This is a genomic window from Burkholderia sp. BCC0419 (assembly GCF_902830285.1).
Lineage (GTDB): Bacteria > Pseudomonadota > Gammaproteobacteria > Burkholderiales > Burkholderiaceae > Burkholderia.
Genome location: NZ_CADESR010000001.1, coordinates 121240 through 135703, shown reverse-complemented (window position 1 = coordinate 135703; position 14464 = coordinate 121240). Strand labels below are relative to the sequence as shown.

The window sequence follows — 14464 nt, the reverse complement described above, 5'->3', positions numbered from 1 at the left end:
GCGCGTCACGCGCTCAACAGCGGCCGACGTGCTTCACGCTTCGCGTACGCGCCGGGCGTTACGCGGAATTTCGCCTGGAACAGCGCAATGAAGGACGACGTCGAGTCGTAGCCCAGTTGCGCGGCCACCGTGCCGATCGGCTCGCCCGCATCGAGCAGCGGCAGCGACGCGAGCAGCCGCACGGCCTGCCGCCATTCGGTGAACGACAGCCCCGTGTCCTGCCGGAACAGCCGCGACAGCGTGCGCCGCGTCGCGCCGACCTGATGACCCCATTCGTCGAGACTGCGCGGATCGCCCGGCGCGGCATGCAACGCACGCGCGATTTTCAGCAGGCGCGGATCGCGCGGCAGCGGCACCGTGAGCGGCGCCGGCTGCATGCGGGCGATCCGGTCCGCGAGCAGGCACACGAGCGCACCGTCCGGCCCCGCCTCGTCGTAGTCCACCGGCAATTCGCCGGTCGCGATCACCAGTTCGCGCAGTAGCGGCGTCATGCAGAGAATCGTGCAGTCGTCGTTCGCGTCGCTGCGCGCGATCGCTGCATCGAGATACAGGCTGTGGAACGCGACACAATCGCGCGTCGATACCGCATGCGGCACGTGCGACGGAATCCACATCGCGTAGTGCGGCGGCAACAGTTGCCGGCCCGATGGCGTCGACACCTCGAGCACGCCGCTCGTCGCATACATCAGTTGGGCCCACGGATGACTGTGCGCGTCGACGCTCACGTTGCCGGGAATGCCGAATGCGCGCACGTACAGCGGCCTCGGCAGGCGCGCCATCGGTGGCACCGCGTAAGGGTCGCCGGGTTGTCCCGCCAGCAGCATAAAACGTCCTCCGAAGGTCATTGCGCGAACGAGCGCGATGCTACCGTGGCGGCTCCCTTTTTCACACGGCTTCCGCACATGAGCGCTCATACCCGCATCACCCGCAAGACCGTCACCGCGATCCGCTCGACCAAAGGCATCGGCAGCCTCGTGTCGCTGACCGCGTATTCCGCACCGATGGCGAAACTCGTCGACGACGTGGCCGACGTGATCATCGTCGGCGACTCCGTCGGCATGGTGCTGTACGGGATGCCCGACACGCTGCGCGTCACGCTCGACATGATGATTGCACACGGGGCGGCCGTCGTGCGCGGCGCCGCGCAGGCGTGCGTCGTCGTCGACCTGCCGTTCTCCACGTTCCAGGAATCGCCCGCGCAAGCCTATCGCTCCGCCGCGCGGTTGCTCGCCGAAACCGGCGCGCAGGCCGTGAAGCTCGAAGGCGGCTGCGAGATGACCGACACGATCCGCTTCCTGACCGATCGCGGCATTCCGGTGATGGCGCACGTCGGCCTCATGCCGCAGCAGGCCAACGCAACGGGCGGCTTCCGCGCGCAGGGGATGGACCCGCATTCGGCCGCGCAGGTGTTCGACGCCGCGTGCGCGGCCGAGCGGGCCGGCGCATTCAGCGTCGTCATCGAAGGCACCGCCGAAGCGCTCGCGCGCCACCTGACCGAAACGCTGACGATCCCGACGATCGGCATCGGCGCATCGCCCGCGTGCGATGGACAGGTGCTCGTGACCGAGGACATGATCGGTGCGTTCGATGCGTACACGCCGCGCTTCGTGAAGCGCTACGCGGATGCGAATGCGGTGATGCGCGACGCGATCCGCCAGTACGCGCACGACGTGCGGCAGCGCGTATTTCCGGAGCCCGCGCATTGCTTCGGATACGGCAAGCCGCTGCAACTGGCGGACGCGGCCGCCGCTGCGTGATGCCGGACGAACGGCGCGGTCACCTCACGCTACGTGCGCTTGCGCATCGCATGCGCGACCCGCGCGTTCGCTTCGAATTTCGCGCGATGCGTCGAGAAAAACGTCCGCACGTTGCGGACGTTCGACGCACCGGTGAAGAGCCGCCGCGCGAATTCGTCGTATTCGGCGACATCGGCCAGATCGGCGATCACGACGAAATCGGGCCCCGGCGACACGCGATAGCACTGCGTGACGGCCGGCTCCGCGCACACGTACGCTTCGAACGCGTCGTAGTCCTCGGCCGTCTGCCGGTCGAGGCTGATCTCGATCAGCGCGGTGACGGCCGTGCCGATCGCGACCGGGTCGAGCACCGCGACCTGCCGGCGGATCACACCGGCCTCCGTCAGCCGCCGCACGCGCCGCATGCAGGTGGGCGGCGACGACAGCGCGCGCTCGGCGAGTTGCAGGTTGGACACCGAGGCGTCGTCCTGAAGGATCGCGAGGATGCGCAGGTCGAGATCGTCGAGGGTGATGCCGGCCATCGGCCACTCCTTCCGGTTAGCGGGTGAAATTTAATTTCAACATGATAAATGATCTACCGTTCATTTCACTTGTTGCCATTTTTTGAAATTTAATTCCATTTCAATGGTTCTACCATCGCTCTCACTGATCCAGACAGGACATTTACGGAGCGCGATATGTGTGGAATTGTCGGGGCGGTTGCCCAGCGGGACATCCTGCCGAACCTGGTCGACGGCCTGAAGCGGCTCGAATACCGCGGCTACGATTCGTGCGGCGTCGTGGTCTACCGCGACCGCGCGCTGGCGCGCGCCCGCAGCGTCGATCGTGTCGCGAACCTGCAGCGCGAGATCGCCGAGCAAGCGTTGTCCGGTTACACGGGCATCGCGCATACGCGCTGGGCGACGCATGGCGCGCCCGTCACGCTCAACGCACATCCGCACTTCTCGCCGAGCGACGCCAACGCACGCATCGCGCTGTCGCACAACGGGATCATCGAGAACTGCGACCAGTTGCGCGCGGAACTGCAGGCGCACGGCTATGTGTTCGCGAGCCAGACCGACAGCGAGGCAATCGCGCACCTGGTCGATCACCTGTACGACGGCGACCTGTTCGACGCGGTACGGCGAGCGGTCGCGCGACTGCGCGGCAGCTATGCGATCGCGGTGATGTGCCGCGACGAGCCGCACCGGATCGTCGGCGCGCGCGACGGGATGCCGCTCGTGGTCGGGGTCGGTGAAGGCGAGAATTTTTTGGCGTCCGACGCGATTGCGCTGTCGGGTATCACCGATCGCATTGCCTACCTGGAGAACGGCGATGTCGCCGATATCCAACTGCATCGCTACTGGATCGTCGATGCGAACGGCCAGCGCGTCGAGCGCGCGGTGCAACGCGTCGCCGCGCATAGCGGCGCGGCCGATCTCGGATCGTATCGCTACTACATGCAGAAGGAGATCTTCGAGCAGCCGCAGGCCGTGGCCGATACGCTGCTCGACGTTTCGTCGATCATGCCCGAGCTGTTCGGCGACGGCGCGTGGCGTGTGTTCAATGACGTCGATTCGGTGCTGCTGCTCGCGTGTGGCGGCAGCTATCACGCGGCGCTGACCGCGAAGTACTGGATCGAAAGCATCGCGAAGCTGCCAGCCAGCGTTGAGATTGCCAGCGAGTTTCGTTATCGCGACAGCGTGCCGAATCCGCGCACGCTGGTGGTTGCCGTGTCGCAGAGCGGCGAGACGGCCGATGTGCTCGGGGCCGTGCATGTCGCGAAACGCAGCGGGATGATGCATACGCTCGCGATCTGCAACGTCGCGACGAGTGCGCTGATGCGCGAATGTGCGCTGCAGTTCGTGACGCGTGCGGGGATCGAGATCGGCGTGGCTTCGACGAAGGCGTTTACGACGCAGCTCGTTGCGCTGTTCCTGCTGACGCTGTCACTGGCGCAGGTGCGCGGGCGGTTGAGTGACGATGAAGAAAAGGAACATCTGCGCGCGCTGCGGCATCTGCCCGATGCGATGTCGAAGGTGCTCGCGCTGGAACTGCAGATCATGGCTTGGTCGGAGTTGCTCGCGCGACGCGACAACATGCTGTTTCTCGGGCGCGGGATGCATTATCCGATCGCGCTGGAAGGCGCGCTGAAGATGAAGGAGATTTCCTATATTCATGCGGAGGCTTATCCGGCCGGCGAGTTGAAGCATGGGCCGCTGGCGCTCGTCAGCAATGAAATGCCGGTGATCGCGGTTGCGCCGAATGACATGCTGCTCGAGAAGCTCAGGTCGAACATGCATGAGGTCAGTGCGCGGAATGGGCGGCTGTTCGTGTTCGCGGATGTGGACTGCGGGTTGGTGCCGAGTGAAGGGATCGAGGTGATTCGGCTCAACGAGTATTACGGGCCGTTGTCGCCGATCTTGCATACGGTGCCGATGCAACTGCTCGCGTATCACGCGGCGTTGGCGCGGGGGACGGATATTGATAAGCCTAGGAATTTGGCTAAGTCGGTGACGGTGGAGTGAGGGGGCGCCTCTACCCTTTCCATTGGCAATCCGGATTAAAAGTATTTACACGCAAAGGCTTCTCACCTATTTTGAGATAATTGTGTGCCAAGCCGTTGTTTTTACATCGAAAACGGGCCAGTCAGGAATTTCGTGTTTAAGGCATAACATGCTCTCAAGGAGAGTTTATGCCTCGCAAACCGAAGGCCCAGCCGGTGGAGCTGCCGGCAATTCCGGCCGAACTGCTTGAGCAGTTTGGCAACGGTCCGATGACAGCAGAAGCCATCAATGCCGCGACGCTGGCGCTCAAGAAGGCGCTGATCGAGCGAGCGCTGGGCGGCGCCCCTGCCTCGTGCGCCAGCGAAGTTATCGCGTATATGGAAAGCAAAACTGGAGACGATGTAATATTGAACGAGTTCCGGCACGCGCACGCTGAATTCTCGACGCTCAGTTGAGACAATTGGCGGCTTCATGTGAAGCCGCCGGAATTGCTGCAGCATATTAAAGCCCGCCCGGACAATTTCGAGCGCGGATACCTCCCAGTTTGCAACGAAGCGCGGTAAGATTAACCAGATAAATATGCGTTATAAGGGCCCATGATTCCGTACAGCACCGGAGTACAGCCGCCTCGCACGGCCGAAGATTTCGAGGACTTCTGCCTTACAGTCTACAGCGAGGTTTTTGACGACCCTACTGCGATTAAGAACGGACGTTCCGGGCAAAAACAGAACGGCGTCGACATCTTCGCGATGCGCAAGGAGAAACGCTACGGGGTGCAGTGCAAGCGGAAGACGTATGGCTCCTTGACGACCAAAATCGTTGACGAGGAAGTCGCACTCGCGGACCGTGGTAACGTAAAAATCGAAGAACTGATTATCGCGACCACTGCGCCCAATGATGTGGCGCTGGTCGAATACGCAGCGATCTTGTCAGACGCTCGGGACGCGGAAGGGAAATTCCGCGTCAGCGTCGCCTTTTGGGACACGCTTGAGTCTTACGTACGGCGGTTTCCTCGACTGCAGACCATGCTCGCTCCGCACATGCCGGGAGGAGCTTTTTGGGAACAACGTCAGGCCTTCACTGACCAACAGGTCACCTTCGAGAAGTTCGCGGGCGAAATGCGGACGATGTTCCAATCCGCCGAATCGTTGGCGCGGGCCATCCCGGAGGCTCGTGCAGGCTCTCTCGATAAGGTGATGGACGCGCAGCTCGACGGAATAAAGGCGCAGTTGCTTGCCGGCAAGTTCGATGACGCGCTCGCCAATCTCAGCATTCTCGGAAGAGACCTGACTGTTCTCGACATTCATCAACGCGCCCGCTGGCATACCCAACGCGCTCACTGCTACTGGCAGAAGCATGATTTTGCCGCGGCCGCCGAAGAATTCGCTGCCGCCTATCGCCTCACGCCAGATGACGAGAAGATTGCCGGCAACGCTATCCGAGGCAAGCTGCTCCTCGAGGATTTCGCGGCCGCGCTAACTCTCGGTGACGAACTGCGTCAACGCTTTCCCGCGTCGGAAGGAGTGTTCACTGCTTGGGCGCAAGCGAGTGACAGAAGCGGCACAACGCCGCAATGGAAGGCAGTACCACCTGAAATGCGGGAGTCAGCAGACGTCTTGCACGTCTTCGCTTGGCTTGCAGTCCTTGCTGGTGACTTTGCTGAAGCAAGTCGGTTGGCTGCCGCTGCCCAGCAAAAGGGAGACCGGAGTTTTGAAGTCAACGCCCTAAGGCTGCTTGCGACTGTCAACGAGGCAACGGAAGACGGCGTCCTCGCGAGCAACGGCATCATCGCGCCCGCGATTAAAGCCTCGTTGGCGGAGCAAATTCCATCTTTCGAACCAGTCGACAAGGTCTTGTGGAGCAGGCAGAGCGTTCATTCGCTGAGTCAGGCCGCAGGTTGCCTCGGTTATGCGTACATGATGGTTGACCGTGCCGACCGAGCGCGTGAAGTCTTGCTTGAAGCTGTGAAGCGTTTCCCCTGCGACGGTCAGCTTGGACGGGTTTGCCTTGAGAGTTGCTTCCGCGCCGGGTCAGGTAACGATGCCTTCAATTTCGGCAAGGAAAACATCGCCAACCTCGATAGCGAGGGCCGGCTTATTGTCGCTGAGATGGCCGCACGACGTGGCGATGCGCCAGTTTTCGAAGCGGTTGTACGCGCGTTGAATGAAGAGGAGGAAGGCAAGCGTTACCCTGAAGACGTTCAAGCTTTCGGATGGCTCCTTCTTGCTCGGCAAGGTAAGACTGCGGAACTGGCGGGTGCCCTCACCGAGGCGAGCGTACAAGAATTGGAGTCGACTAGCGCGAAAGTCACAGCACTAACTATTGCGAAGCGTGAGCAAATGCCATGGGCTGACGCGGCGATTGAAGCGCTGTCCAAAGACATTACAGCCGCGACTCCGACACGCGATGTAGTCATGTCTGCGCAGCTTTTCCTCTTTGCGAATCGATTCGACGACGTCGTCTCGTCCCTCGAAAAGCGGCTTCCGGCAGGGTATTTCAGCGAGCCTCACCGGTTACTTTTCAGCGCACTGGTTCAGCGTGGCTCGAGAAAGCGCGCGCTGCAAATGCTCAACTCTTTCCCGGAAACCGCACTCGAAGACTCAAGCGTCAGAGAGGACGCGGTGGAGTTAGCGCGTGACGCAGGCGATTGGGAACAGTTGTCTAAGCTGGCGGAACTGCATCTAGCGGCGCATCCTCAGCGCGTAGACGCTTGGGGATTCAGGGCCTCAGTCTTCATCGCCCAAAAGCGCGCCGGCGCTTTGCGCGAATTCCTCTCACAGGATATTCCCCTGATGCTGGAGGGCCCGCTTCGGTATCGAACCCAATTGGCTCGGCTCGAAATCGAATTCGGCGCCCAGGAGCGAGGCTTCAAGCGCTTGTATCTCGCTTTCCGGGAGGCCTTAAACAGCACGGAAGCAGCATCGGCCTACCTCAGTCACATCCTCATGTTGCCACCTGAGAGCATGCCGCCCGAGCCCACACTGGTTTCCAGCGGCTGCGCTGTCACGCTTGCGGATGAGCTTGGTGAGACCAAGACCGTAGTCGTCGACCCAGACGGGCTTGGTAAGGTGTCGGACGCTAGCAATTTTTTCTCGACGTCTTCGCCAGTTTTCGAGTCGCTCAATGGAGAGCGTGTCGGTGGCATAGTCGTTGTGTCCGACGGGATAGGCGCTCCACAGGAATACCTCATCTCCGGCATCACGTCGTCTTTCCGCTGGTTGGCGCACCTTGCGCAGGAACTCATACGCAAATCGGTCGGGAAGAGTGGAAGTCTGACATCCGTGGACCTGCATAAAACCCCCGATGGCGAATACGACCTCTCACGCATTTTGGAAATGCTCAAACAACGGAGCGACCGCGTACGCGACGTGTTTGATGCGTATCAGCGCGGCCAGGCCACCGTGGGTATTGTGGCCAAACTCTTAGGAACATCGGCCGCCGTGGTGTCTGGAGATTGGCCCCAGAGCGTTGAAACAAATCTGTATGTCTGCAACGGAACGTCCAGAGAGCGTCTGGAGGCTGAGACTCATCTGAAGGATAGAGACCAAGCCTTGGTAGTTGACCTTGCGACTGTGAACGAGCTGGTGGCGGTGGGTCTTGAGAAGGTATTGAGCTACAGTTCCGCTGTATATCTTGCCGCCTCGGCATCAGGCGTCCTCGACAACCTTATCTCAGAGGAAGAAGGCAACAAGAGCAGAGCGAATATGGCAGAGCAAAATGGTCGTATCGTTCTGACGGAACTCGACGACGCCTATCATGAGAAACAGCGCGCGTATCTCGTTCGCCTGCGCGAGTGTGTGGAAAAATACTGCCAAGTTGTTCCTGTCTACGGAGTCGAGGACCCACCGCCCAACCTTCTAAAATTCCGCGAATTAATCGACGAAGAGTCATACGATGCGCTCCTTCTTGCTCTGGAGAAGAATGCTGTCCTCCTTACGCTCGACGGTCGTCTTCGGGAACTGGCCAATATCGTCGGCGGCATCAAAGGAGTTTGGCCACAGGTATACATCGCTGCCGCAGGTAACGCCGGCTTGTGCTCAACCGGCGAGTATGCGCAGTTTGTATTTACGAGCCTTGTCAAGCGTCGGTCGCACGTTGCAATAAACGCGATAGATTTCATTTGGCTACTGTCGCAGCCGATGGACTTCCAACATTTTGCGATGCGTGCTTTACTGAAATATATTGCCAACCCCTCTGTTGACTGGAGAAGCGTTGTGCTGTTCGTCGGTGAGTCGCTCAACCGCATGGCGGTGGCTGGTGCAACGCTTTTTGCGTTACGTCGAATTATCGAAACCTTCGTGCCTCTGCTGTTCGCGCGTGGGGACGCAGACGCCGACCGCGTTCATGTTTCAATCGAGTTGCGCATTGCCCAGATTGTGAATACCGGGTTTGATCCCAAGCGAGCCCATCCGGTGGAGGCACCGAAGATTGCAGAAGACCAAGCTCTTTGGCGGCGTTTTCTCTCCGCGTCAATATTTAAAGCTCGCCGTCTGGCGAAAGGGCAAACGGTGGACGAGCTTGTTTCGCGTTCTCTCAACGTTACCCCCGTGTACTGTTGCACCCGACGTATGTATCGGGTCAATGAGGTAGCCAAGTCAGACTAACTATGCGAGTCGACCCACGCGCGCCCCCACGAGAGTCCTGCGCCTCCTCGTCGGTATAGAAGCCACCGAGAACTCTTGAGCTTCAACGAATTTTCGCTCCCGAGTAATCGTCCCGCTCGCGGCATATCGCCTGGCTGCGAGAAAACCTCTCCCTATTGCTCAATGGCGTGGCCCATAGCACGTAACCGATAGTCTGCCACATCATTTGCGTTTTCCCATGCGGGCGCTTCGACTTGTCAAGTGCCGAATATGGTCGAAATGAATCGTTTCGCTTCTTCGCGGCTTACATGCTCAAACGGCGCTGCATGGTGCAGCGTACAGAAATTGTGTGCTTTCACGGTCAGTCAGTTTCACCGTAAGCCGGAACAACGAGCCAGCCGGATATTGTTGCCGCATGGACCGACTGCACTCGACTTTGAGCTTTGGGTCTACCCCTGCCCAGGAAGTGGCCTCACGCGCAAGCCTGCCGACGAAGATTCGCCAGAGGGCACATACGTCTCAACGATGATTTCCACTCGATGACTCCGTTCAGGTAGTCGTTCGCTAACACGCGGCCGCCACATAGCTCATTCTTGGCTGCGCTCAGGCAAAAAAGGGCGCGCACGCGTTCGAAGGGAAGCTCGGATTCGCGGCACGTCGACGCGAACGCGTCGTCTAACGGCCGCTCTCCGGTTCATTGCGACGGCGGCTTAACCCGCCCGCACGAAATGATGCTCGACCCTCGTCCGGAGCACCCCCTCCAGCGCCGCAAGCCGTTCGCGCAGCCGAACCGCTTGCCCTTCCGTCATTTCGCCGAGCACGATCTTTTGTTCGAGAACGTCACCACAGCGGGTGATGGCCCAACGGTCGACCGTGGCGGTTTCACCTTCGAGTACGGCCTCCGCGGTCGAAACGATGCCCGGAATCCGTCTCGAAACGAGATGAACCGTATGCGTCACCGTGAAACCGGGAAGGAAGTGCGACCAGTCTTCACAGACCGTCGGGCGGGAAGCGGAGGAAACTTGGCTCATGGTTGCTCCGGATGAATGGTTATCGAACCGGTGCCAGCCATGCTGCTCCCGTTTCGTTGCCGTCAATCGGCCGCATCGCCCCAAGGGCGTCCACCTTGCCCGGGAGGGCAGGTTGGCGTCGGATGACCCGACTCTGGATGCTTGATTTCTCACGTTCGACATTCCGAACGTGGGTTCATTATACCGAAAATTCGACATCGGACAAGGCGCCCCGGGAAAACCACGCTCCGACCGGGATGGCCGCTCCGATCCAGCCCTCTTACCGCCGGGAACCCCGGCCACGCACAACCACCCCTCAGACTAAAACCAAACGCTAAACCGCGTCCCCGTCATCAGCACATCAACCGTCAGCTTCCATTGATGAGCCACGGCAATCTCCCTGCAGATTGCCAGCCCGAGGCCCGCACCGTCATAGCGCGAATCCGGCGCCCGCCAGTATCGGTCGAAAAGCAGCGGCAGATGTTCCCGCCGAATACCCGGCCCTTCGTCTTCAACATGAATCACCGTCTCGAGAACGGTCAGCACGACGACACCGCCCGACGGCGACGCATTGATCGCATTCTCGAGAAGGTTCTTGAGCAGGATGAAAAGCGCCCCGCTATCCGCGCGTATCGGCGACGCGGAGTCGCGCGCTTCGATATGAAGCGTCACCTGCTTCGCATCGGCCTTGCCGGCCAGCAGGCTCACGACATCTCGCGCGACGTCGACACCGCTCACGTCGCCGAAATTGAAGTTCTGCGCTTCGCTGACTTCAGCCAGATGCAGTAGTTGCTTGACCTGCCGGGCCATCAAATCGATCTCGCGAAGCAAAAGCGCCTTCTGGCTGATGTCCGGCTGCAGCTCGATCTGCCCTCTGACGAGCGTGAGCGGTGTCTGTAACTCGTGCGCAGCGTCGGCCAGAAACTGCTGCTGCACCGCGAAGCCGTTCTCGAGCCGGGTCAGCGCGTCGTTGAATGCATCGATCAGCGGCTTGATCTCGCTGGGAATCCCGGCCGACGACAGCCGCGTCTTCAGGTTGCGTGGCTCGATTTCCCGCGCGGCACGCGATACCTCCCGTAACGGCTTCAGCACGTGACCGATCGTCAACGGCAGCGTCAGTCCGAAAATGACGGTCGCGATGACCAGCACATAAGCGACGGTCTTCGGTATCGGATCGATCCGCGTCCTGACGAGCGCATCGACGAGTTGCCTGCTTTGCGCCACCTGCACGTAATAGACGACGCTACCGTTCAACGCGCGCTGCGTCGCGACCGCGTACGCCTTGCCGTCGATCGTGGTGGGCAGCACCTTGCCTGCCACCGTCGCGAGGTCCTCCGTCAGCCACGGTCGATCTTCGCTCGAAGGCATCGACGCCAGCAACACCTTCCCCGTCGCATCGAGCACGCGATACTTCACGTCGGCCGGCAAGAGTCGGAACATCACTGCCGGATGCTCGCCCAATCGCACGGACGCTGGGCGCCCGGCCGCATCGAAACGCATCCCGGCCACGATATGACGGATGCTTTCCATCTGCTGGCGCCCTCCCAGGAACTCGGGATATCGATCCAGAAAATAGACGGAAAGCGCGGACAGCAGCGCCAGGCTGATGGCGAACGCGGCGACGTTGGTCACCCACAGACGTGTCGACAGGCGCAGGATCCAATGACGGAACATGGCGGTTTTTTTACCAGGGAGCGGCAACTGGCGAAACGCGGCGAAGCATCGTCACGCGTCCCGCAGCGCGAAGCCGGCGCCGCGGATATTGGTGAGCCGCATCGTTGCACCAATCGCCGTCAGTTTCTTGCGCAAGCGGTGCACGGTCACCTCGAGCGCGTTCGGCGTGACCGCCTCCGCGAGCCCCCATGCGGCATGCTCGAGTATCGAATGCCGGACGGTCCGGCCGCCGGCTTCGATCAGGCAGAGCATGACCTGCAGTTCGGCCGGCGCAAGCAGTACCATCCGGTCGCCACAGCGCATCGCGCGCTGGGCCGGGTCCACGGTCACATCCGCGAACGAGGCGACGAGCGTCGTGAGCAGCGCCGGGCGCCGCATCAGCGTGCGTACGCGTGCAACGAGTTCGCTCATTTCGAACGGCTTGGTCACATAGTCGTCGGCGCCGCTTTCGAGTCCGTCGATGCGGTCATGCAACGCGTCGCGTGCCGTCAGCATCAGGCAAGGCATCATGCGCCCCGCCGCGCGCAGCGTGCGCAGGAACGTCAGGCCGTCTCCGTCGGGCAATCCGCGGTCGACGATCAGCAGCGCGTAATCGGCCTGGTCGATACCGTAAGCAGCCTCCCGGGCATTGCCGAACCGATCGGATTCGATGCCCGCCGCGGCCAACGCCTGGGACAACAGGCCGGCCAGGCGCTCGTGATCCTCGACAATCGCCACTCTTGGCATACTCGCACTCACTTGAACCGATACATGTAGCCGATCCTTGCCTCGGGAACGTACCGCCTGCCGACGAGCGGACTGTCGGTGATGCCGTCACCGAGACGCGACACGCCCACGTCCAGAAAAATCGTCTGCTGCTTCGTCATCTGGTAGTCGATACGGGTGCCAGCCGACACGTTCACGGCCGAACCCGCGCTGTATGCGGCGCGCCAGGCACGCGCCTCCGATGGTCGCACGCCGTAATAGTAGTCGACGTATTTGTTGCTCAGCCATTCCGCGCCGACGTGTGGCGTGATCGAGAATGCGCCGAGAGCGAATGCCTTCTCGAAGCCGATTTTCGCGCGCTCGCCCTTGTTTCCGCCGAGCAGGAAACTGCCCGACAACGTGCCGAAGCTCGTGCTCCATGACAGTGCAGGGCCGTACCACAACGCACCCTTGCGATTTTCCATGCCGTTCAGGATCGGTGCGTCGGAGCCCTTGTATCCGTCGAACAGCGAGAACTGGCCACGCAGCGCGACATTGACGCCGCTCCAGCTGCCGATTTTCAGATCGACCGTGGTGCCGATGACCTGCACCCATTTGTTGTCGAGGTAGAGCAGCGGAAAAGGCAATACGCGGGTGCCGTCGCCCTTGTAGGCCGACGGCTCGATGCCGACGCCGGCGCCCAATCCCCAATGCGTGACGTTCGTCGCGTGGTTGAGGATGGTCAGCCCCGTATTGTCGGGGTCGGGCGGGCTCATGCCCTCGTCCGCCCACGCGGAAACAGATGAAAGTGCGAATGAAGCGGCAAGCAGCAATAGCGGACGTTCGCGGCGGGAGGCAATTTTCACAATCGTTTCCTGGAGTCGAGGGTCGAAACGGGGGCTACTGTAGGACCAGTCGACTTACCGCTCACTTACCAGGAAAAATATCGACGCACTGCGGACGGTGCGGGAAAATCAAATGGCGGGAAATATCGACGCAAGGCGAGCCTGTTTCGCCCTGCGTCCTCGAGGAACGTGGCAATGCGCGTCGTCAAAACACCGTATGCAACCCCACCCGCGCCACCGCCTGACTCGCGGAACTCGATGCCCCGTTCGGATCCAGCACCCCGTTCACCTGCGCATTCGCGCCGCTATTCGCCCGCTGATAATCCGCCGACACATACACCATCGTCCGCTTCGACAACAGGTACTGAAGCGCGACGCTGACCTGATGCGCATGGTTGTCGTTCACCGCTTCATTGCCCTTCATGTACATGTATTTCGCGCCCAGCACGACGTCTGGCCTGATCCGCCACAAGCCGCCGGCCTCGGCCATCCACACGCCGGCATCGTTGAACGAATTGCGCACGGTCGTCATCAGCGCCTTCGCTACAACGACCCCAAAGTCGTAGTGCATCCCGACACCCCAGTTGCGCACGCTGGTCGACGGCACGCCCGGCGCCGGGCCGTACTTCTCGTTCGTATAGGCCGCGCCCACGCCGAACGGCCCCAGCTCATAGTTCACGCCGGCACTGACGGCGTTGTCCGCGCCGACCGAGCCGGCCACGCCACCGAACGCATACATCACGCCGCCGGAAAAACCGGCCACCGTCGGCGAGCTGTACTTGACCGAGTTCGCGATCGGCTTGCTGCCTGCCGTGCGGTCCCAGTCGAACGCGCCGGTCGGGTTGCCCGGAAGCGCAAGACGCTGGAACGGGCCGTTCCGAAAGCCGTACAACCCGGAAATGTCCCGCGAAATCGCATTGCCCTTTGAAAAGAGCGCATCCACCATGAAGTCGTACTGATTGCCCAGCGTGATGCTGCCGAACCGGTCGCTCTCGAGGCCCACGTATGCGTTGCGCCCGAAAATCCCGGTCCCGATGATGCTGCCGTTCGCCATCGAGAACTGGTTCACGAGCGCGAATGTCGCGCGATACCCGCCGCCGAGATCCTCGGTGCCGCGCAAGCCGAACAGGTTGGGCGCGAATATGCCGTCGTCGAACTTGACGTTCTTTCCGCCGCCCTCGTTGCTGACATACGTGATGCCGGAGTCGATCAGCCCGAACATCGTCACGCTGCCTTGCGCCCATGCGCCCTGCGCCACGGCAAGCACTGCGAATACGCCAAACCTGAGTTTCATGTCGTCTCCATCTTTTTATGAAAATACGCGTCCGTCACCCGCTGCGGGGCGGGTGCTTGCTCATTGCTTCGTAGAAAATCGCGTTGATTCAGGCAGTCACATCAACGCTAATAATTAGTTTTACTGATTTA

General features: G+C 61.1%; 10 protein-coding genes, 1 pseudogene and 1 riboswitch. Of the genes and pseudogenes, 4 read left to right on the top strand and 7 right to left on the bottom strand.

Translation table 11 applies throughout. From position 1 onward, the window contains the following. Positions 1-5: 5 nt before the first annotated feature. Positions 6-824, bottom strand: a complete 819-nt coding sequence (locus tag HWW87_RS00590; protein ID WP_175818828.1) for a helix-turn-helix transcriptional regulator — start codon at positions 822-824, stop codon at positions 6-8. 78 nt (positions 825-902) lie between these two features. Here HWW87_RS00590 and panB point away from each other — a divergent pair, with 78 nt between their 5' ends. Next, positions 903-1757 carry a 3-methyl-2-oxobutanoate hydroxymethyltransferase gene (gene panB / locus HWW87_RS00585; protein WP_175818827.1) on the top strand — a complete coding sequence of 285 codons (855 nt, stop codon included), beginning with the start codon at positions 903-905 and terminating at the stop codon, positions 1755-1757. A 29-nt stretch (positions 1758-1786) separates the two neighbouring features. On the opposite strand, the gene HWW87_RS00580 is transcribed toward panB, so the two are convergent. Then, on the bottom strand, positions 1787-2278 hold the full coding sequence (locus HWW87_RS00580; protein ID WP_006479823.1) for an Lrp/AsnC family transcriptional regulator: 492 nt from the start codon (positions 2276-2278) through the stop codon (positions 1787-1789). Positions 2279-2434: 156 nt separating this feature from the next. Here HWW87_RS00580 and glmS point away from each other — a divergent pair, with 156 nt between their 5' ends. From glmS to HWW87_RS00565, 3 genes and pseudogenes are all read left to right on the top strand, one after another. Further along, complete coding sequence (gene glmS, locus HWW87_RS00575; protein ID WP_175818826.1) at positions 2435-4264, top strand: glutamine--fructose-6-phosphate transaminase (isomerizing); 1830 nt, start codon at positions 2435-2437, stop codon at positions 4262-4264. A gap of 167 nt (positions 4265-4431) precedes the next feature. Continuing rightward, positions 4432-4581, top strand: a pseudogene (locus tag HWW87_RS00570) (IS256 family transposase); the annotation flags it as partial. Between the two features lie 258 nt (positions 4582-4839). Beyond that, entirely contained in the window at positions 4840-8847 is a 4008-nt protein-coding gene (locus HWW87_RS00565; protein WP_175818825.1) for a hypothetical protein, read from the top strand. Positions 8848-9536: 689 nt separating this feature from the next. On the opposite strand, the gene HWW87_RS00560 is transcribed toward HWW87_RS00565, so the two are convergent. The 5 genes from HWW87_RS00560 to HWW87_RS00540 all read right to left on the bottom strand — a co-directional run bounded on the left by HWW87_RS00560 (position 9537) and on the right by HWW87_RS00540 (position 14333). Continuing rightward, positions 9537-9857 carry a hypothetical protein gene (locus tag HWW87_RS00560; RefSeq protein WP_175818824.1) on the bottom strand — a complete coding sequence of 107 codons (321 nt, stop codon included), beginning with the start codon at positions 9855-9857 and terminating at the stop codon, positions 9537-9539. Between the two features lie 42 nt (positions 9858-9899). Continuing rightward, positions 9900-10003, bottom strand: a riboswitch (SAM-I-IV-variant riboswitch). Positions 10004-10157: 154 nt separating this feature from the next. Further along, positions 10158-11510 (bottom strand): ATP-binding protein, encoded by a 1353-nt coding sequence (locus HWW87_RS00555; RefSeq protein WP_175818823.1) that lies wholly within the window; start codon positions 11508-11510, stop codon positions 10158-10160. Positions 11511-11561: 51 nt separating this feature from the next. Further along, positions 11562-12236 carry a response regulator transcription factor gene (locus HWW87_RS00550; protein WP_175818822.1) on the bottom strand — a complete coding sequence of 225 codons (675 nt, stop codon included), beginning with the start codon at positions 12234-12236 and terminating at the stop codon, positions 11562-11564. A gap of 8 nt (positions 12237-12244) precedes the next feature. After that, on the bottom strand, positions 12245-13060 hold the full coding sequence (locus HWW87_RS00545) for a MipA/OmpV family protein (RefSeq protein WP_175818821.1): 816 nt from the start codon (positions 13058-13060) through the stop codon (positions 12245-12247). Between the two features lie 184 nt (positions 13061-13244). Beyond that, positions 13245-14333, bottom strand: a complete 1089-nt coding sequence (locus HWW87_RS00540; RefSeq protein WP_175818820.1) for a porin — start codon at positions 14331-14333, stop codon at positions 13245-13247. Between the last annotated feature and the right edge of the window lie 131 nt (positions 14334-14464).